Below are 20,846 nucleotides of genomic sequence, written 5' to 3'. Positions count from 1 at the left end.
AGACTCACCGATGAGGCCATCGGGTCGGGTCGGCCTACAGCCAATCCTTCGGGTTTTTCAACACATCAACGAGGCGCGCCTCCTCCGACCCCTCCTCGAGCTCGGGCGCATACTCCCAGCGCGCGGTCAGCGGCAGGCTCATCAGAATAGACTCGATGCGCCCTTTGGTGCGCAGGCCGAACTTCGTGCCCCGGTCGTAGACCAGGTTGAACTCGACGTAGCGGCCGCGGCGCATCTGCTGCCACTCTCTGTGCCCCTCGTCGAAGTCCATGTCGTGGCGGCGCTCGATAATCGGCATATAGGCGGGCAAGAAGGCGTGGGCGCAGTCGCTCACGAACCCGAACAGGTCTTCGGTGGCCGTCTCCTCGTCGCCCAGGGGCTCGTGCAGGTTGTCGAAGAAGATGCCGCCCACGCCGCGCGCCTCCTCGCGGTGCTCGATGTAGAAATACTCGTCACACCATTTCTTGTAGCGCGGGTAGAAGTCGGGGTGGTGCTTGTCGCAGGCCTCTTTGTGCACGCGGTGGAAATGCTCGGCGTCCTCTTCGAACAGGTACGCCGGGGTCAGGTCGGAGCCGCCGCCGAACCACCAGGAGCCGGGCTCGGAGCCGTCGCCGCGCTCGAAGTAGCGGTAGTTGGCGTGCACGGTGGGCGCCATCGGGTTGTGCGGGTGGATGACGAGGCTGACGCCTGTGGCCCAGAACGACAGGTCCTCGATGTGGCCGCCGCCGCCCATCTGGCGGGCGGCCTGCTCGCTCAGCTCGCCCTCGACGACCGAGACGCCGACGCCGGCCTTTTCGAAGATATTGCCCTCCTGGAGCACGCGGCTTCGGCCGCCTCCGCCGCCGGGGCGCTCCCACTCGTCCTCGCGAAACTCCATGCCGTCGAGTTCGGCCAGCGCGGTGGTGATATCGTCTTGGACCCCGAAGACGAGGTCGGTCATCTTTTTGCGGACGTCGAAGCTCACAGTTGGCCTTCCTTTTTTAGTTTTCGTAGCTCTTCTTGGACGCGATAGGCCTGCCGCTCGATGCGCTCGACGTACTTGCCGTACTGGGGCGCGCGGCCGGCGAAGAATGCGTGGTGATTCAAATACAATAGGTAGCCCGCCATCGCCTTGTCGCCGTCGCGGGCGTGCTCGTGGATGCGCTCGACGGTGTCGTCGACGTTGCGCTTGGCGCGGTGGGCGAGCTGGTTGGCCAGCCGGCGCGCCTCGAAGACGAGCACTTCGGCGCAGTCGGCGAACGGCTCGCGGCGCCACGGCTTCTGGGACAACAGGTCGTCGATCCGGTCGGCCTCGCCCCGCCAGCGCTTGGTGGTGTCGTAGAGCATCTCGTAGAAGTCGGGACGCTCACCGGCGAGGTCGGCGTAGAAGTCGTAGAACTTGGCGAATTGCTCGTCGAGGCGCGACTTGGCGGCGCGCAGCGAGCGAAACTCCCACCATTTTTTGAGTTCGTCGGTCAAGCGCCCGTCGAAGATATTCTTGACCGTCGCCAGCCAATCTTGCTTGGAGGCCTCGTCGACGTCGACGCCGCGCCCGATGGGCATCTGCTCGTCGGCGCTCACGGTCATCAGAAGCGGCTCGAGGTCCTCGCGCGACACGCGCCGGTCGTCGACCGAGCCGTGCACCACGAGCCCCAGCTCGCGCTCGGCCTGCTCGCGCTCCTCGTCGTCGAGCACCTCGCCCACCACCGCGGGCATCTCCTCGCCCTTGCGCACAAGTGCAGTCGAGTCGCCCTTGGGCCCGGCGCCCTTCTGGCGGCGCCCGCCGGGCAAGAGCTTTCGGTCGCGCACGGTCAGCGTGGGGATCTTTCGGCGGTGGCCGGTCTGGCGGTGGTCGCGGTAGAACTCCTGGATGGCCGCCAGGTTGTCCTCCAGAAAATCGGTGTAAGTGCCGTGGGCCTCGATGAGGTCGTCCAGGACGCTGTGGGCCTTCTCGAAGTCCTGCGGGGCCCGCGGCAAGATGCCGTGGTGGTCCATCAGGGCGAGGGCGTAGTCGCTCACGCCCAGGTCCCAGAAGACGTCGAACAGCGAGAGCGGCCGGCCGGCGTGGTCGACCTTCTCGAGCACCGCCTCGCGCAGGGCGAGCTGGCGCTTGCGGCGCTGGATCATCACCGCCGCGCTTCCGGCGCCGCCGCCGCTCAGCGCGATCAGCGTGATGATGAGGACGATGATGGGATCCACAGTTGACTCAGTCGGTCGGAGGGAGCAAGATCCACAAACCTAGAACACGCCCACGCAACGCCGTTCGATGCGTACACATTCCGCCGACAACATCGCCCCGAAGACGCCGCTGCCGGCCCTCTATGCGCTCGCCCTCTGCGTGCTCGCCGCCGTGGTGGCGGCCTCGGGCTGCACGGGCTTCGGCTCCACGCCGGTGTGCATGGCCGGCGCCAAGCTCGGGCCGCGCGGCAAATGTCAGACTCAGCGGGCGCCGCTGCACCATATCCCATTTAGAGAGGGTTTCAAGACGAAGGTCATGCAGGGCTTCCACGGCTACCTGAGCCACAAAGAAGACCTGGCCTTCTCCATCGACTACCGCTGCAAGGAGGGCACCCCTATCACCGCCTCGAAGAGCGGGCGGGTGTGGGCGATCCGCGAGGACAGCGACAAGGGCTGCCCCGATCCGTCGTGCGTCGAGGACGCCAACTACGTCATCCTGGACCACGGCGACGGCACCTACTCCGAGTACTACCACCTGCGCGAGCTGGGCGCGCTCGTCGAGCCCGGCGAGCAGGTCTGCGCCGGCCAGGTCATCGGCCTGTGCGGCAACACCGGCTTTTCGAGCGGCCCGCACCTGCACTTCGCGCTGACCGACTCCACCCGCCACACCGTGCCCGTGCGCATCTGGGAGGCGCGCGAGCGCGGCTACGGCTTCGTGGTCCCCGAGACCGAGTACACCTCCGAGAACAAAATCCGCGCCCAATGCCGCGACCGGGGCTTCTCGCAGATCCCCAAAGAGGCCTTCGCCCACCACGGAGTCATCCTCGACGGCGAGCTCCCCGCGGTCATCGACGACCCCGACCAGTCGCACCTCGTCCAGGGCACCTACCACGGCGACCACCCCAACATCGCCATCCACCGCAAGCTCATCGACGGCGGCAGCTGGATCGACGAATGCGTCCCCGTCGACGAAGACGGCGAGTTCTCCGCGCGCATCAAATGGCCCACCAAACGCTTCGAGGCGGGCACCTACTGGTTCATGATCACCGGCGCCGACAAGGATTGCTTGGCGCCCGGGTGGGCGTGGAGCTACAAGGTGCAGGTCTGGGAGTGATCGCGCCTGCGGCGCGGTCTTGGGTCTTGGTGGGTGGCTCGCAGGGGGTCGTAGCAAGCTCGCAGGGGGTCGCAGCAAACTCGCAGGGGGTCCCCGCGAAGTCTGCGTCCTTGTAGCGCGCTCGCCGTCCTTCCCGCGACGTCTATCGTCCTTGCGGCGCGCTCGCCGTCCTTCCCGCGACGTCTATCGTCTTTGCAGCACACTCGCCGTTCTTGCGGCGCGCTCGCCGCCCTTCCCTCGACGTCTATCGTCCCCGTAGCACGCTCGCCGTCCTTGCGGCGACGTCCATCGTCTTTGCAGCACACTCGCCGCGCTTGCGGCGCGCTCGCCGTCCTTCCCTCGACGTCCATCGTCCCCGTAGCGTGCTCGCCGTCCTTGCGGCGCGCGCGACGTCCTCGTAGCGCGCGCGGCGTCTTCCCCGCGACGGCGCGGGGTTTATCATGGGGCGACGGGCGCTCGAGATTCTTGGGGCGCTCTTTCCCCGGACTCCCTCCGCTTCGCTGCGGTCGCCCCGGGGCTACCGAGGCCTCGCAAACGGCGCTCGGCGCGGCGCCCCAACGGCGGGCGCCTTGGTGGTCTCACCGACACGTGTCCACGGGACCTACCAAGGCGCCGTAGTTTGGCGCCGCGCCGGAGTGAAGCGAAGCGAAACGAAGGCCTCGGTAGCCCGGGGCGACCGGAGGGAGTCCCGGGAGAACGCGCGCCTAGACTTGAAGCCCGGGGCACCTTGTTCTAAGTACGTCAACGTACGTTTTGTGGCTCATGTAAAGCCCTCGCCGTTCGAAACTTGGCGCTGATTCGCCACGGTTCTTGGTTTTTGGTTTTTGGTTCCATCCCGTCGATGCTCATCGCGAGTTGGAGAGTCGATGGCGCCCAAGAACCACTGCCGATGGCTTGTTCGACACGCTGCGGATAGCCCACACCAAGAACCAAGAACCAAGAACCAACCACCTATACAGAAGAGACCATGTCGAACTACAAGCCCGAAGAGATCGAGCCGAAGTGGCAGAAATTCTGGGAGGAGAACAAGACCTTCCAAGTCGAGGCCGACGAGAGCAAGCCCAAGTATTACGTCCTCGACATGTTTCCGTACCCGTCCGGCTCGGGCCTACACGTGGGCCACGTCGAGGGGTACACGGCCACCGACATCGTGGCGCGCTACAAGCGGGCGCGCGGGTTTAACGTACTCCACCCGATGGGGTGGGATGCGTTCGGGCTTCCCGCCGAGCAATACGCCATCAAGACGGGCACCCACCCGGCGGTCAAGACCGCCGAGAACGTGGCGACCTTCAAGCGCCAGCTCAAGGCGCTGGGCTTTAGCTACGACTGGGACCGCGAGATCAACACGACCGACCCGGGCTACTACAAGTGGACCCAGTGGATCTTCTTGCAGCTGTACCACCAGGGTCTGGCGTATGTGGCCGAGGTGCCTGTGAACTGGTGCCCCGCCCTGGGCACGGTGTTGGCGAACGAAGAGGTCATCGACGGCAAGAGCGAGCGCGGCGGCCACCCGGTCATCCGCAAGCCGATGCGCCAGTGGATGCTGGCGATCACCGAGTACGCCGACCGCCTGCTCGAGGATCTCGACGACATCGACTGGCCCGAGCACCTCAAGGACATGCAGCGCAACTGGATCGGCAAGTCGAAGGGCGCCGAGGTCGACTTCGCGGTCGACCCGGAGTCGGCCGACGGGCTCGAGGCCAATATCCGCGTGTTCACCACACGTCCCGACACCCTGTTCGGCGCCACCTACATGGTCCTGTCGCCCGAGCACCCGCTGGTCGACGAGCTGACCGACGAGGAGCACAAGCTCGAAGTCGAGGCGTACAAGAAAGAAGCCGCCATGAAGAGCGAGCTGCAGCGCACCGAGCTCCAAAAGGAGAAGTCGGGCGTGTTCACCGGCGCGTACGCCATCAACCCGGTCAACGACGAGAAGATCCCCATCTGGGTCGCCGACTACGTGCTCATGAGCTACGGCACCGGCGCCATCATGGCCGTGCCCGCCCACGACGAACGCGACTGGGAGTTCGCCAAAAAGTACGACATCGAGATCCGCGAGGTCGTCTCGGGCGGCGACGTCCAGGAGGAGGCCTACACGGGCGACGGCGAGTTGGTGAACTCCGGCTTGATCGACGGCCTGTCGGTCCCCGACGCCAAAAAGAAGATCACCGCGTGGCTCGAGGACGAGGGCAAGGGCAAGGGCACCATCAACTACAAGCTGCGCGACTGGCTGTTCAGCCGCCAGCGCTACTGGGGCGAGCCCTTCCCCATCATCCACCGCGACGACGGCGAGACGGTGCCGCTGCCCGAAGAGCAGCTGCCGCTGGAGCTCCCCGAGGTCGAGAAATACGAGCCGAGCGGCACCGGCGAGTCGCCCTTGGCGACCATCGACGAGTGGGTCGAGACGGTCGACCCCGAGTCGGGCATGACCGCGCGCCGCGAGACGAACACCATGCCGCAGTGGGCCGGCTCGTGCTGGTATTACCTGCGCTACCTCGACCCGCACAACGACGAGGAGCCCTGGGCCGAGAAGAAAGAAAAATACTGGATGCCCGTCGACCTATACGTCGGCGGCGCCGAGCACGCCGTGCTGCACCTTCTGTACGCGCGTTTCTGGCACAAGGTCCTGTACGACGTGGGCGTCGTCAGCACCAAAGAGCCGTTCCAGCGGGTGGTCAACCAGGGCATGATCCTGGGACGCACCTACCGGTACGCGGTCGACGAGAACGGCGAGCCGTTCAGCATGGTCGGCTACGACGGCGAGGTCGAAGCGCAAAGGGAGCGCGTCATCGCCCCCACCGACGTGCGCTGGGATAACGACACCCCGATGCACCCCGAGCACGACATCGAGCTCGACGTGCTCACCGAGAAGATGTCGAAGTCGCGCGGCAACGTCATCAACCCCGACGACGTCATCAAAGACTACGGCGCCGACTCGCTCAGGCTCTACGAGATGTTCATGGGCCCGCTCGAGCAGACCAAGCCGTGGGACCCGCGCGGGGTCAACGGCGTGCACCGCTTCCTGTCGCGCATCTGGCGCCTGACGGTGGGCGAGGACGGCGAGCTTAGCGACAACGTGCTCGACTACGAGCCGTCGGGCGACGAGCAGCGCGAGCTGCACAAGACCATCAAGAAGGTCACCGAGGACACCGGCAACCTGGACTTCAACACCGCCATCGCGGCGATGATGGAGTTCGTCAACTTCCTGTACAAACAGGACGACGTCAGCAAGCAGACCCTCGAGGCGCTGACCGTCATGGTCGCCCCGTACGCCCCGCACACGGCCGAAGAGCTGTGGGAGAAGCTGGGCAACGAGCCGTCGGTCGCCAACGCGGCCTGGCCGGAGTACGAAGAGGAGCTGACCAAAGAGGACACCGTCGAGGTGGCCGTGCAGGTCATGGGCAAGGTGCGCGGTGTGATCGAAGTGCCCGTCGACGCCGACGAGGAGACCGCCGTGGCGGCCGCCCGCGCCGAAGACAACGTCGAGCGCCACCTGGAGGGCAAGACGATTCGCAAGGTGATCTGGGTGCCGGGTCGGATCTTGAACTTCGTGGCGAACTGACTCTTCGAGTTTGCAGTCCCTTGCTTTTTGGCGGGGCCCCTCCGTCGGCTTGGCTACGCCGCGCCGACACCTCCCCGAGGCCTGAACGACGGCCCGGGGAGGTTTTTGCGCGTCTGGACCTGTTTCCTTTCCTGCAATCCCCTTTCGGTGCGAGTGCTTTCAGCTCTCGCTGGCGAGGGCAAGATGCCCACGCACCGAACCTTCTTTCGGGGCGAGTGCTTTCAGCTCTCGCTGGCGAGGGCAAGATGCCCACGCACCGAACCTTCTTTCGGGGCGAGTGCTTCCAGCTCTCGCTTACGAGGGCAAGATGCCCACGCACCGAACACATCGCGCTGTCGTCTTTCGGTGCGAGTGCTTCCAGCGCTCGCTTAAGAGGGCAAGATGCCCACGCACCGAACCTTCTTTCGCTGCGAGTGCCCCTCAGCGTCCGAAGTTTGACATGTGGCAGCTTGGCGAGGGGCTCCTTCCCGTGCGCAACGCCACGGGGTGTTTTTTGCGCGTCTGAATCACATTCCTTTCCTGCAATCCCCCTCCCCCGCGCGTCGTTCGCGCGAGGGAGGTGCCGAGCGTCTTCTGCGAGGCGGAGGGGACGCGTCGACAAGCAAGGAACGCCGATAACGCAGCGCGTCATACAAGAAGCACGCCAACACCCTATTTCCCTCCCTTGTCCCGCGCGTAACGCCTGTGCTAACACTTCCTTCCGGAAGACAAATTTCTCGATTTCAGGCGTGTGTCGAGAATCCGTAAGGGCGTCAGATTCCTGCGAAACTGGGCCCTCACAGCGGTACGGAGCATCCTCGCGCGCCGCACAATCATAAGGCGGGAAGAGGCAAAAAATGGCGACGAATATCGAGGGAAGTTCGGCAGACGAAATCCAGGCGAAGGCGAATGACGGCGCCGGCGGCGAGGCGAAGGCCCCTGCGGGCGACGGTGCATCGACCGACAAGTACGGCGGGCTGAGCCCCGACGAGTTGGTCCAGCTCTTTCGCGACATGTATACCTCGCGAAAGCTCGACGACGCTGAGATCAACCTGAAGCGCCAGCAAAAGATCTATTTCCAGATCTCGGGCGCCGGCCACGAAGCCGCGCTTGTGGGCGCAGCCAAGGCGATGAAGGCGGGCTACGATTGGTTCTACCCGTACTACCGCGACCGCGCCCTGTGCGTGGCGTTGGGTATGACCCCGCTGGAAGTCTTGGCCGAAGCCGTCGGCTCGAGCGAAGACCCCAACTCCGGTGGCCGCCAGATGCCGGCGCACTGGGGCCACAAAGACCTCAACATCGTCAGCCAGTCCTCGTGCACCGGCACCCAGGAATTGCAGGCCGCCGGCGCCGCCGAAGTCGGCCGCATCATGAGCCAGGTCGACGAGCTCAAGGACAAGACCGACCTCTACAAAGACGACGAGGTGGTCTACGTCTCCATCGGTGACGGCGCGTCGAGCGAAGGTGAGTTCTGGGAGGCGATCGGCACCGCGTCGACCTACAAGCTTCCGGTCATCTTCATGGTCGAGGACAACGGCTACGCCATCAGCGTGCCGAGCACCGAGCAGGTCCACGGCGGCTCGATTTCGAAGGCCTGCGCCGGCTTCGAGAACCTCTACATCACCGAGTACGACGGCTGCGACCCCATCGAGAGCTACGTCGAGGCCAAAAAGGCCGTCGAGTACGCCCGTTCGGGCAAGGGCCCGGCGCTTCTGCACGCCCACGTCATCCGCCCCTACAGCCACTCGATGTCGGACGACGAGAAGATGTACAAGCCCGACGCCGAGCGTGAGGCCGAGGCGGCCAAGGACCCGATCAAGACCTTCCCCGAGTTCCTCGTCGCCGAGGGCATCCTGACCGAAGAAGGCGTCGAAGAGGTCAAAGCCGAGGTCGAGCAGGCCGTGCGCGACGCGGTCGACGAGGCGCTCGAGCTGCCCACCCCGCATCCCGACACGGTGCTCGACTACGTGTGGAGCCCCGACGTCGACCCCACGAGCGACGAGTTCGACGTCGAGCCCCAGTGGGACGAGGAAGGCGGCGAGAAGACGATGGTCGACCTTCTGAACAACACGATGCGCACCGAGATGCGCCGCGACCCGCGCATCGTCATCTTCGGCGAGGACGTCGCCGACGTGACCAAGCAGGAGCTCGAGGGCGAGGTCAAGGGCAAGGGCGGCGTCTTCAAGGTCACCCACGGCCTGCAGTCCGAGTTTGGCTACCGCCGCGTGTTCAACAGCCCGCTGGCCGAGGCCAACATCATCGGCCGCGCCATCGGTATGGCCACCCGCGGCTTGAAGCCGGTCGTCGAGATCCAGTTCTTCGACTATATCTGGCCCGCCTACATGCAGCTCAAAAACGAGCTGTCCAACATGCGCTGGCGCTCGAACAACGCGTTCAGCGCGCCGGTGGTGGTGCGCGTGCCCATCGGCGGCTACCTCAAGGGCGGCGCCCCGTATCACAGCCAGTCGGGCGCGGTGCTCTTCACCCACATCCCGGGCCTGCGCGTGGTGATGCCGTCGACCGCGGCCGACGCCGCCGGCTTGTTGCGAACGGCCATTCGCTGCGAGGACCCGGTCATGTTCCTCGAGCCCAAGCACCTGTACCGTCAGACCTACAACAAGTCGTTCAACCCCGGCGAGGACTACACCATCCCGTTCGGCAAGGCGAAGACGGTGCGCGAGGGCAACGACCTGACGATCATCACCTACGGCTCGACCGTCGAGCGCAGCCGCCGCGCGGTCAAGAAGACCGGCATCGACGCCGAGATCATCGACCTGCGCAGCCTGCAGCCGTACGATTGGGACGCCATCGCCAACTCGGTCAAGAAGACCAACAAGGCGCTGGTGGTCTACGAAGACGGCAAGAGCTGGGGCTACGGCACCGAGATTGCCACCCGCATCGGCGACGAGTTGTTCGAGTACTTGGACGGCCCGGTCAAGCGCGTGGCCGCCATGGACAGCTTCGTGGCGTATCACCCGGACCTGGAGGACCGGATCCTTCCGCAGATCGACGATATTGCGGAGGCGGTGGAGTGGTTGGATAAGTATTGAGGTCCCTTGCTTGCTGGGAGGTCCCCTCCGGGGGCTCAGCTACGCTTCGCCCCCACCTCCCCTCTCGCTGGAAAACGCGCTGGGGAGGGGATTGCAGCTCTGGAAAGCTCATCTTTCCTGCAATCCCCTTCCCCTGCGCGTTTTTTTGCGCCTGGGGAAGTGCCTCGCGCAGTCTGCGAGGCGAAGGGGACGCTGCGAGAAGCAAGGGATTGCGAAACCGCAGAACCCTCACACCTCGAGATCGATCTTCGCCGCCAGATCGAAATCCTTGTGCGTCAGCCCACCCGAGTCATGCGTCGTCAGCGATAACTCGACGGTGTTGTAGACGTTGAAGATCTCCGGGTGGTGGTCGGCTTCTTCGGCGTGGTTGGCGATACGGTTGATGAAGTCGATGGCGTCCATGAAGCTCTCGAATTCGATGCTCCGCTCGATGGAGTCGTCGACCCACTCCCAGTCCTCGATTTCTTCGAGGCGCTCTTCGATCTCTTCTTCAGACAGTAGTTCTGGGGCCATGCTGTTTACCTTAAACAGTTAGCAGTGGTGATTCGGATTCAATTGTCGTGGGGATAAGCCGGTGCGGCTCAAGTTCTAAGCGCCTCTAACTCTGCATCAAGCTCCTGGGCGCGTCGCTCCAGCGCGTCGGCGCGATTCGGGTCGCCGAGGCGGCTGTGGAACGCGGCCACAGTTCGCAGCAGGCGCACGGCTTGGCGGCCGCGTTCCTGCTCGAGCGCATGGTGCGCCATATTCTCGATGAGGGAAAGCCAGATATCGCGATGCAGGGTGTGAAAGAGCTTGGCGTCGCCGATTTCGTCGATGAGGTTCTCGAAATTCTGCGACGCTTCGGTCAGCCGCGAATAGAAGGCGGCGTTGGCCTGGCAGAAGGTGGTCACGCGCTTGATGCCCAGATCTTCGGCGTCGGCACGCGCCCGGCCCAGTTCGAGGGCGGCGAGCTGCAGGCGGCTTTGGAAGCAGCGCAACAGGCCGATCAGGCTGCGCGCGACGGTGCGGTCTTCGTCGGTGCCGCGCTCGTCGACATCTTGGAGGGTCTCGTTGAGGATCTGCTCGGCGTTTTCGAACTCGCCGAGCCACATCGCCGCGATGGCCAGGTGGTTGCGAAGGTCGAAGAGCGCCCAGCTGCTGCCGAAGGATTCCTTGATGCGACGCGACTCCCGCAGCAGGCTCTGCGCGCGGGTGACGTCGCCGCGGTTGATGGCCAGGATGCCCTTGTTGAGCATCGTGTGCGAGATGGCGATCTGGTCGCCGACGCGCTTGAACAGCTCGATGGCCTGGTCCCAGTGGTGCTCGGCGGCGTCGAACTCGCCGTTGAGCAAGTAGGCGACGCCGAGGCCGTTGTGGGAGGCGCCGATATTGAACGGAGCGCCCAGCGCCTCGTGGACGTTGAGGCTCTGCTGCAGCAAGCTCTCGGCGGCCAGGAAATCGGCGTGCTCCATCTCGAGCTGGCCCAGGTAGCGGAACGTCTCGGCCACGCCGTGGCGGTCGCCGATGGAGCGCTTGATCTCGAGCGCCTCGCGCAGCACGTCGCCGGCCTTCTGGAGTCGGTCGGGCGCGTTCATCGCCGGGTCCATCAACGAGCTTCCCAGCGCGATGAGCACGTCGCTCAAGCCCTGGCGGTCCTGTGAGTCCTCGAGCTCTTTGCGGGCACGCACCAGGTAGTCGTAGCGCCCGCTCAGGTCGCCCTGGCGCTGGGAGACTTCGGCCAGGTGCAGCAACACGCGCCCGGCGATTTCGCCCTGCGGGAGGTGCGGGAGCATCTCTTCGAGGCGATCGCGTACCTTGGCGCCCTCTTTGGCGTCGCCGCGCATCAGGTAGACCCGCGACAGCCCCACGAGCGCCTTGGCGACACCAGCGACATCCTTCTTCTTCTGGCTCGCCTGCAGCGCGCGCTTGTAGAAGTCGAGGGCCTCTTGCATGCGCCGCTGCACGAAGAGCAGGTGGGCGAAGCCGCGCAGCGCCTCGGCGCCCTCGGGGCGCTCTTTGACGCCCGCGGCGATGATGCGCCGGTAGTGGTCCTCGGCGAGCCCGAACTCACCGAAACGTCGCGCGAGTTCGGCCAGCGCGAGGTGGGTGTGGACCCACTTGTCGCTGCGATCGCCCTGCTCTTCGAGCACGCCCAGAAGTTCGCGGAAGCGCTCGCGGGCGCCGCGGGTGTCGAAGCGCTCCTTGGAGCGGCGCGCGGCCTCGTAGAGGGTGTCCTGGTAGCGCTCCATCTCGCCGGCTTGTCGCCAGTGGTCGGCGATCTCGACGAGCGGGAGCTCGAGATTCTTGTCTCGGTAGAAGTCGGCCTTGTGGCGCGCGGCCTGCTGGTGCAGCCGGCGGTTCGACCAGCGATCGGAGAGATCGCCCAGGAGCGCCTCGCGCAACAAGCTGCTGTCGAACTCGACGCACATCAGGTTGCGGTGCAGCGTCTGGTGGATGATGCCTTCGTCGGCGAGCGCGCCGAGCGCGTCGTCGAGGTGCTCGACGTCGACGTCGCCGGTGGCGGCGAGCACGCCCACGAGGAGATCGACCGGGGTGCGCATGCCCAACACGGCCATCCACTCGAGTAGCGCGCGCAGATCGGACGACCCGCCGTGCGCCGAAATCGCCTGCTGCAACCGAAGGTGCATCAGGTCCATCAGGTCGGGCGGCAGGTTGATATCACGCGGCGAGCCCTCTTTGAGGCCCCAGCGCTGCCCCTGGCGCACGAGTTTCCCCTCGTTGCGCAGGTAGCGAATAATCTGGATGGCGTGCAGCGGCACGCCCTGGCTGAGCCAGCCGATGCGCTCTTTGATGCGCGCCTGAAGCGGCAAGATGGCGTCGAGGAGACGGGCCAGATGGCGTCCGCGCAAGCGTTTGATGGGCACGCGCGAGAAGCCCACGCCGATATTGGCGTTCATGGTGCGCAGGCTCTGCTCGACGTCGCCGTTGAAGCCGCGCTCCTCGGGGCGCAGCGTCATCATGACGACGATGGGCGCCGCCTGGGTGCGCAGCGTGACGGCCAGGTACTCCAGAAAGCTGAGCGTGGCGCTGTCGGCGTACTGGATATCCTCGAGCATGAGCACGAAGGGCTTTTGCTCCGAGATCTTGAGCAGCAGACGCTCGAGGCGCGCGAACAGCGCTCCGGCCTCCTCGGTGGAGGTGGGCATCTGGGAGGCGTCGAGCGCCGGGGGGCGCACGAAGTCGACCACGAACGCGATTTCCTCGTCGGAGAAGCCTCCGATGGAGTTCAGGTCGTTGCGGATGACGCGGTCGACCTCCTTGCGCTCGCTGTGGGCCACGCCCCAGGAGACCGCCAGGGCTTCGCGCAGCGCCTCCATGGGGAGTGAGCGGCGACGAAAGTGGCCGATGGAGACGGCCACGCCCTGCTGGGTGAGCTGCTTTTCGAGGGTGCGCACCACCCGCGATTTGCCGATGCCCGACTCGCCTTCGACGAGGACAATTTGGCCGCTCTTGGCGGCTGCGCTGTCCTCGACGATGCCGGTGAGTTGGGCGAGGACGTCCTCTCGGCCCAACAGCGGCAACTGGTAGCGCGGGCTTCCGGGCTGCGAGCGGCTGCGCTGGCGGCGCATGCCGCGGCCGCCGACTTGCGAGTTCGTACGCGAGCCTGCCTGTGAGCTTCGCCGACGCAATCGGCCGCGCGCCGGCGGGCGAGCGGACTTCTTGGGGCTTGCTTGCGTTGAATTATTGGCTGGCTTCGCCTGACTGGGCGGCACCGGCGGCGGCGTCGCCTTGGGCTTGGCCGGACGCGCTTTTTCGTTGACCGACCGCGCCGGATGAGTCGTCAGCTCGCTGGGCGGCGTCATCTGATGCGTCGAATCGTCGCCGGGCGCATCCTCGGGCACCAAGCTGGTCACCGAGATCTCCGGCGAGGTGCCGCCTTTGGGCGCCGGGAAGATTTTCATCTGTCGCAACGCGCTCACGAACGCCTCGAGCAACTCGGCGGCGTTCTGATAGCGCCGGTCGACGCCCTTCATGCACGCGGTGCGGATCACCTGGCCGACGGGCGTCTTCTCGAAGTCGTCGCTCAGCTCCGGGACCGGATCACGGATCTGCTTGTGGATCACGTCCATGCGGTTGCGCCCGGTCACCGGCGGCTTGCCCGTCCAAATTTCGTAGAGCAGAAGGCCCAGCGCGTAGACGTCGGTCGCCGGAGTGATCGGCTCGGCACACGCCTGCTCGGGCGCCATGTACATGGGCGTACCGAAGATGCGCCCCGCTTTGGTGAGCGTCTCCTCGCCGTCGTCGTCATCGGCGTCCATCAGGGTCATCTTGGCCACGCCGAAGTCGAGCACCTTGACGTAGTCGTGCTCGCCGAACATCTCGCACAAAAAGATATTTTCGGGTTTCAGATCCCGGTGGACCAGCCCGCGTCGGTGGGCCTCGGAGAGGCTCTTGAGGACCTGGATAAAGACGTGCGCGGCGCGCGGCGGCTCGAGCGCCCCGTGATTCTGGATGATGTCGGAGAGCGCCTCCCCGTCGAGGATCTCCATGACCATGTAGACCAAACCAGCTTCGGTCTGGCCATAGTCATAAAGGGTGATAGTGTGCGGGTGGCGCAGTTGGCTGACGTGATAAGCTTCGCGGCGGAAGCGCTCGACGTTGATCGGATCTTCGGCCACGCCCGGCGTCAGGAATTTGAGCGCGACTTCGCGCCCGACATTCTCCTGCAGGGCTTTGTAAACGGTGCCAAAACCACCGGTGCCCAGATGCTCGAGGATCCGAAATCGGCCCCCGATCAGGTCACCCGGTTGTGGCAGCGAAGGTGTCTCCGAACTCATGATCGATGCTCGACGAATACGCCGCGACCGCTCTCCCGCGTGGATTGAAACCGGCGGCGTTTGCAATGATTCACATACACTGTCAATAAGTACCATGGCCGGTTGCGCATGCGCAACCAGTTGCGTTCAATCAAGATAAACGGATTTGCCTGATGTGGGGCCCCCACATCAACCCAAAGAGACCAAGACTATGACCGATAGCCCCCTCCAATTCGAGCTCCACACCACCGACGGCCGCGCCCGACGCGGCAAGGTCACCGTGCCCCACGGGTCGTTCAACACGCCTGCGTTCATGCCGGTCGGCACGCGCGCGACGGTCAAGGGATTGATGCCGCGCGATCTGCGCGAGACAGGCAGCGAGATCTGCCTCTCGAATACATACCACCTCAACATTTCGCCCGGCCCCAAGATCGTCAAAAAGATGGGCGGGCTGCACCATTTCATGGGGTGGGACGCGCCGATCCTGACCGACTCGGGAGGCTACCAGGTCTTCAGCCTGCCCAAGGCGAAGCTCGATGAGGAGGGCGTGACCTTCAAGTTCGAGCAGAAAGGGGGCAAGAAGATCACCCTCACGCCCGAAAAGAGCATGCAGATCCAAGAGGATCTGGGCGCCGACATTATCATGGCGTTCGACGTGTGCGTGCCGCATCCGTGCGAATACCAGGATGCGCGTGAGGCGGTCTACCGCACGATCCGATGGCTCGAGCGCTGCAAAGAGGCGCACTCGCGCAAAGACCAGGCGCTCTTTGGCATTATCCAGGGCTCGACCTACGCCGACCTGCGCGCGCTGTCGACGCAACTGACCCGCGAAATCGACCTGCCAGGATACGCCATCGGCGGCTTGAGCGTGGGCGAAGGCCACGAGTTGATGATGAGCTCGATCGACCAGACCGAGCCGGGCATGATCAAAGAAAAGCCGCGCTACCTGATGGGCGTGGGCTACCCCGAGGATATCGTCGAGGCGGTCGCCCGCGGCATCGACATGTTCGACTGCGTCATCCCCAGCCGCTATGCGCGCTCGGGTGTGGCGTTCACCCGTCGCGGACGCTTCCGGGTGACCAACGCGCGCTACCGATCCGACAAGTTTCCGTTGGACACCAACTGCAATTGCTATTGCTGCCGCAACTTCAGCCGCGCCTATCTCAACCACCTCATCAACACCAACGAGATCTTGGGCTCGGCGCTGATGACGCTGCACAACGTGACTTTCTATCAGGACATGATGCGCGCCATCCGAATGGCCATCGAAGAGGGAAGCTTCGAGAAGTTCCGCCAGGCGTTCCTCGACGAGTACTTGAGCGACGACAAAAAGGAAGAGCTCGGCTTCGACGACCTCGACGGCCGCTACGACCAGGAAGATTTCGGATGGGACGTCAAGCACTCGGTGGTCCCGCCGACCGACATCGCCGAGAACCTCGAGAAGACCGAGCCGGTCGACGAGGTCGCCGGGCCGCGCAGGCGTATCGAGAAGATCAAGAATCTTGGGGATGATTGAATCTTTTTGTTGCGCGAGTTTTTGATTTGCGCACGCCCATGAATTGCGAGGCGCGCGAATGTGGTTTTCGCACGCCCTCCCCAAGCTCCGCGGCAAAAGGCGCCGCTACGCATGGGGCTATCAAAGCGGGTTACGCTCTTCGAGCTTGCAATTTGTGGGCCCTGCACGTCTCAAGACGATTGCTTTTTGAGATGAATCGCCCAGATGTTCAGGTGACGAAGGCGTTGGGTAGGCCGAGGCGCTCGCCACCTGGAGTCCGAAGGGCGGAATCCACTCTTTGATAGCCCCCTGCGTAGCGTAGCGGAGCTGGGGGGATTGAGGTCCAACAACCCAAGCCATTGCGAATCGTATGGAAAGCAAGAACGTCACGTACCATCCCGAGTCCCTCGAGCAAAAGCTCGAGCGCTATCGCCCCGACCCGGCCATTCGGGTCGTGATGCTCCCCAAAGACACCAACGCCCTGGGCTCCATTTTCGGGGGCGTCATCTTGAGCCAGCTCGACCTCGCCGCCAGTGAGGAGGCGCGCATTGCGGCCGGACGCAACGTTGTCACGAAGGTGATCAATGAGGTCGATTTCGTGGCCCCCGTCGAGGTGGGCGATTGGGTGAGCTTTTATACGCGCACCGAGCGTGTCGGACGCACCAGCGTAACAGTGCATGTGCTGGTGGTGGCGCATCGCGGGCATCGAAGGGACGAGTTGTTTCAGGTGACCGATGCGGAGGTGGTGTTCGTGGCGGTGGATGAGGAGGGGAAGCCGGCTGAGGTGTTGCGGGAGGAGTAGGCCCAGCTTGCTGGGGCCCCCCTTCCGACCCGCGCTGGACTACGCGCGGGCCACCTTCCCCGAGGGGAAGGGATGCCCTTGCGCGGCTTGAGCGCGTAGCTTTTCGCAAGGACAGCCCTTCCCCTGGGGGGAAGGTGCCGAGCGCGCGGTTTAGCGCGAGGCGGATGGGGGGCGACGAAAACCCAGACTTTCCGAAATGAATCCCCCCAGTTACCATACCCACGCCCGTTCCCCCTCACCGCCAAAGATCCGTGCTAAGATTCACCACCATCGCCCTCTTCCTCCTGACGGCCACCACCGCCCACGCCCAACTCCTCCCCGAGAGCCAAGCGGACACCTACAAGACCGCCAGCAAGCTGGTCGACGAGGACCCGGCGCACGCCTACAGACTCGCGAAAACGCTCGAAAAGCTCCCCCACGCCGACGACCGGCGCCTCGCGCTGCTCGCCGACGCGGCGGCCAACGCGGGCGAGGTCGACGAGGCGATCGCAGCCTTGAGCGCGCTCGGGAAGACTGCGCCGCGGGCGCTCGACCGGCTGTACGCCCACGTCGAGCGCGGGGAGCTCTTGTTGCTGCAGGGAAAGCTCGATGCCTGTGCCGACGCCATCGAGAAGGCCGACGAGGCGGCCAGCGCCCTTGGCGGGCGGTCGGCCGAGGAGCGCTTCTTCGTGGCGCGTCGTTGGCGGCTCGAACACGACTTGGCGCTCGCCCGCGGCGAGGACAAGGACTTGCGTCGCGCCGCCAAGGCGGCTCACAAGCTTCTGACCGACTATCCAGCCGAGCCGGCCACTCGACGCGAAGGGCTGGCGCTGTCCGTGGCCGAGCTCGACGCCGAGCAACGCTTCGAGCACGCCCGCGCGCTGTACGACAGTTGGGCGTACCACGACGCCCGCGAAGAGTTCACGGCGCTGCTCGACGACGAGAAGTACGAAGAGAGCGCGCGCTGGTACCTGGCCCACCTGGCGCTCAACAAACTGCGCGACAAGCCCAAAGAGGCCGAGAGGCTCTTCAAAGAGCTCGCCAAAGACGGTCGTTATCGCGAGGCGTCGCTCTACCAGGTCGCCCGCGCCCAGATGCGCCAGGAGCGATACGACGACGCGCTCGAGACGCTGACGACCTACCGCAAGCGCTACCCGCGTGGCCGACATACCGAGTCGGTCTACTACTACCGGGGCTGGTTGCCGTACGACCACCGCGAGAACAAAAAGGCCATCGAGGGCTTCAAGAACTACATCAAGCGGTACGGCAAAAGCGCGCGCTCGTCGTATATTCACGGCTTTTTGGCGTGGACCTACATGCGGCTCGGCGAGTGGCAAAACGCCATCGACACGTACGAGGAGATGCGCGCGTTCGGCAATATGCTGGTGTGGGGAAAGGCGCTGTACTGGCAGGCGCACGCGTTCAACGAGTTGGGCCAGACCAAAAAGGCACTCGCCAAGCTCGACGAGCTGCGCGAGACCTACGCGGTGACCTACTACGCGGTGCTCGGCGAGCAGCTACGCGCTCGTATCGAGGGCAAGGATCCGCGCGCCTCGAAGGTGTGGTGGCCCGACGACGGCGGCAAGCTCGACGACGCGCCCAAGAAGTCGGTCTCCGACTTCGAGCTTCGTGGACTGTCGACGTCCGAGAAGCGCACCTGGAAGCGCGTTCAGGCGCTCGTCGCGCTCGGTGAGCACCACATGGCGCGCGGGGCGATCGACGAGATTTACGACGACCTCGTGCGCGCGGTGCCCGACGAGCAGCGGCGCGCCTGGATTCACGCCCTGGGTCATTTCGTCGAGAATTACCACCACATGTGGGAGGTCTCCACCGGAGGCAGCATTGCCGCGATGCCCGCTCCGCCCGAGCCGGATTCACCCGAGGCGGCGATGGCTTATCCGCGCACGTATCCCAAGGTGGTCGCCGAGGTCGCCGAAGAGTTCGACCTTCCGCCCGATCTGATGTGGTCGTTGATGCGTCAGGAGAGCCGGTATCGCCCGGCCCAGATTTCGTACACCGACGCCGTCGGCGCGCTGCAGATGATCCCGAAGACCGCCCGCAAGGTCGCCAAGGCGCTGGGCGTGACCTACAACCCTCGCACCTTCCCCATCCCGGAGGTCGGCTTCCGCTACAGCGGGTTCTATCTGAGGAAGCTGCTCGACACGTTCGACGGGCTCATCGTGCCGACGGCGGCGGCCTACAACTCCGGGCCGCAGATCGTCGCCTATTGGTTTCGGCAAAACCCGGACGCCTCGTTCCCGTGGCTCATCGAAGAGTTTGCTTACAACGAGGGCCGAAATTACTGCCGCAAGGTCGCCGAGCACATGGTGCGTTATCTGTACCTGTACGAAGACGACGCCGAGCGGCGCGGCGAGATTCTGGACAAGCTGTTTCCGGTATCTCGGGATATCGAGATACCGGAGGAGGTGGGGTATTGACTACAACGCCCATTCCTCTACGAGCTTCTTGCGATCACCGTCGAACTCACGCCAGTCGGCGAGGAGCTTGTCTGCGAGCGTGACGCCCGTCTCGGCGATCTCCTCGGCCGGGGCCAAGAAGCCGCGCTCCGAGTCGTGCCCGCACTCCTCGGCGATGGCGTCGAGTCCGTCGCCAGCCACCTTCACCAACTCCTGCGCGAGCTCCTGCAAGCGCCCACGCGGCGCCTCGGCGTCGAGGCCATCCTTGTAGGCATCCATGAAGAGTCGAGCGTGGCGCTCGGGGGTCACCTCGCCGATGATATCGCGCGCTTTGGCGCGTGAGGCGTGGTCGTACAAAATGCCCTTCCAGAGCGCCGAGACGGCGAGCATGTGGTCGCGGGGGCCGGCGTCGGCGCCGCGCACCTCGATGAATCGCTTGAGGCGAATCTCGGGGAAGGCGGTCGACAGGTGCAACTCGAAGTCGCCCATCGTCGCGTCGTAACCGTCGTGGCCCTGCTCGATGAACTCGCGGAACGAGTCGCCCGATTTATCGATATACTTGCCCTCGCGGCGGATGAAGAACATCGGGACGTCGAGGATATAATCGAGGTAGTCGGCGTAGCCCCAGTCGTCGCGGTACATGAACTCGGGCCAGCCGGTGCGATCGGGGTCGGTGCGCGTCCACAGGTAACCGCGGTAGGTCTGCTGGCCGCTCTCTTCACCCGCCTTGATGGGGCTGTTGGCGAAGATCGCCGAGACGATCGGCGAGATGAGCAGCGCGGTGCGCATCATCTCGGCGGCGTCCTCTTCAGACTCGTAGTCGAAGTTGGCCTGCACGGTGCAGGTGAGCTTCATCATCCAGTGGGCCAAGTCGCCGCGCGTGGGCAGGTAATCGCGCATGACCGCGTAGCGCGACTTGGGCATCCAGGGGATGTCGGGCGGCTCGAAGAACGGATTGAGGCCCCAACAGACCATCGCCAGGCGGTCGCCGACGAGTCCACGGATGAGGTCGAGGTGGGCGTCGAGCTCGTCGGCCGTCTCGAAGATTGTCTTTCGGACCGCCCCCGACAGCTCGAGCTGGCCGCCCGGCTCGAGGGTGATGGCGCCGCTGTCCTTCTCGAGCGCGACGATATTGCCGCGATCGAGAGAGGGCGCCCAGCCGTGCTCGTCCGCCAGGGTCGCCAGCATTTCGCCGATGCCGCCGGGCTCCTCGTAGGAGACCATCTCGTAATCGCTGCGCCGGTACAGGAACTTTTCGTGCTCGGTACCTACGCCCCACTGGGCGCAAGGCTTTTCGCCGCCGCGAAAATACTCCACGAGTTGTTCGCGGCTTTCGATCGGCGCCAGGTTCTCATCCATATCACGAGACATCGGGACCCACTTGTTTCGTAAAGCTTGTTGGTCAATCAGATCGCTTCGAGCAGTTGTTGCGCGAGTTCTGCGAGGGAAAACAGTGCACTCCAAGGATGCGCGAACCTAGTCGAGCGTTTCAGAATTCACAACTGCCAACGCAACAAGGGGGAGGACACTTTCG

11 protein-coding genes are annotated in these 20,846 nt (G+C 64.7%); 6 read left to right on the top strand and 5 right to left on the bottom strand.

Annotation, left to right across the window (positions count from 1 at the left end; all coding sequences use genetic code 11):
• Nucleotides 1–34: 34 nt before the first annotated feature.
• Nucleotides 35–940: an oxygen-dependent coproporphyrinogen oxidase gene (gene hemF / locus FIV42_RS24355; RefSeq protein ID WP_141201398.1), complete on the bottom strand. Its 906-nt coding sequence runs from the start codon at nt 938–940 to the stop codon at nt 35–37.
• Nucleotides 941–960: 20 nt separating this feature from the next.
• Nucleotides 961–2,178 carry a hypothetical protein gene (locus FIV42_RS24350; RefSeq protein ID WP_141200214.1) on the bottom strand — a complete coding sequence of 406 codons (1,218 nt, stop codon included), beginning with the start codon at nt 2,176–2,178 and terminating at the stop codon, nt 961–963.
• 67 nt (nt 2,179–2,245) lie between these two features.
• Here FIV42_RS24350 and FIV42_RS24345 point away from each other — a divergent pair, with 67 nt between their 5' ends.
• From FIV42_RS24345 to FIV42_RS24335, 3 genes are all read left to right on the top strand, one after another.
• Nucleotides 2,246–3,271: a M23 family metallopeptidase gene (locus tag FIV42_RS24345; RefSeq protein WP_141200213.1), complete on the top strand. Its 1,026-nt coding sequence runs from the start codon at nt 2,246–2,248 to the stop codon at nt 3,269–3,271.
• 967 nt (nt 3,272–4,238) lie between these two features.
• On the top strand, nt 4,239–6,833 hold the full coding sequence (gene leuS / locus FIV42_RS24340) for a leucine--tRNA ligase (RefSeq protein WP_141200212.1): 2,595 nt from the start codon (nt 4,239–4,241) through the stop codon (nt 6,831–6,833).
• Nucleotides 6,834–7,669: 836 nt separating this feature from the next.
• Nucleotides 7,670–9,862: an alpha-ketoacid dehydrogenase subunit alpha/beta gene (locus tag FIV42_RS24335; protein WP_141200211.1), complete on the top strand. Its 2,193-nt coding sequence runs from the start codon at nt 7,670–7,672 to the stop codon at nt 9,860–9,862.
• 228 nt (nt 9,863–10,090) lie between these two features.
• On the opposite strand, the gene FIV42_RS24330 is transcribed toward FIV42_RS24335, so the two are convergent.
• Both FIV42_RS24330 and FIV42_RS24325 read right to left on the bottom strand, forming a co-directional pair.
• On the bottom strand, nt 10,091–10,375 hold the full coding sequence (locus tag FIV42_RS24330) for a 4a-hydroxytetrahydrobiopterin dehydratase (protein WP_141200210.1): 285 nt from the start codon (nt 10,373–10,375) through the stop codon (nt 10,091–10,093).
• Between the two features lie 68 nt (nt 10,376–10,443).
• Nucleotides 10,444–14,640 (bottom strand): protein kinase domain-containing protein, encoded by a 4,197-nt coding sequence (locus FIV42_RS24325; protein WP_168210914.1) that lies wholly within the window; start codon nt 14,638–14,640, stop codon nt 10,444–10,446.
• Nucleotides 14,641–14,830: 190 nt separating this feature from the next.
• Here FIV42_RS24325 and tgt point away from each other — a divergent pair, with 190 nt between their 5' ends.
• From tgt to FIV42_RS24310, 3 genes are all read left to right on the top strand, one after another.
• The gene (gene tgt, locus FIV42_RS24320) at nt 14,831–16,135 is read left to right on the top strand and encodes a tRNA guanosine(34) transglycosylase Tgt (protein ID WP_141200208.1); all 1,305 of its coding nucleotides are present in this window, start codon (nt 14,831–14,833) and stop codon (nt 16,133–16,135) included.
• Between the two features lie 349 nt (nt 16,136–16,484).
• The gene (locus tag FIV42_RS24315; protein ID WP_141200207.1) at nt 16,485–16,916 is read left to right on the top strand and encodes an acyl-CoA thioesterase; all 432 of its coding nucleotides are present in this window, start codon (nt 16,485–16,487) and stop codon (nt 16,914–16,916) included.
• Between the two features lie 251 nt (nt 16,917–17,167).
• Nucleotides 17,168–19,333: a transglycosylase SLT domain-containing protein gene (locus FIV42_RS24310; RefSeq protein ID WP_141200206.1), complete on the top strand. Its 2,166-nt coding sequence runs from the start codon at nt 17,168–17,170 to the stop codon at nt 19,331–19,333.
• On the opposite strand, the gene FIV42_RS24305 is transcribed toward FIV42_RS24310, so the two are convergent.
• Nucleotides 19,334–20,683 (bottom strand): glutamate--cysteine ligase, encoded by a 1,350-nt coding sequence (locus tag FIV42_RS24305; RefSeq protein ID WP_141200205.1) that lies wholly within the window; start codon nt 20,681–20,683, stop codon nt 19,334–19,336. It abuts the gene before it with no gap.
• Nucleotides 20,684–20,846 lie beyond the last annotated feature (163 nt).

It is taken from the genome of Persicimonas caeni (assembly GCF_006517175.1).
GTDB classification, from domain to species: Bacteria; Myxococcota_A; Bradymonadia; order Bradymonadales; family Bradymonadaceae; genus Persicimonas; species Persicimonas caeni.
The sequence above is the reverse complement of the archived record's forward strand: the minus strand, read 5'-3'. Positions and strand labels throughout refer to the sequence as shown.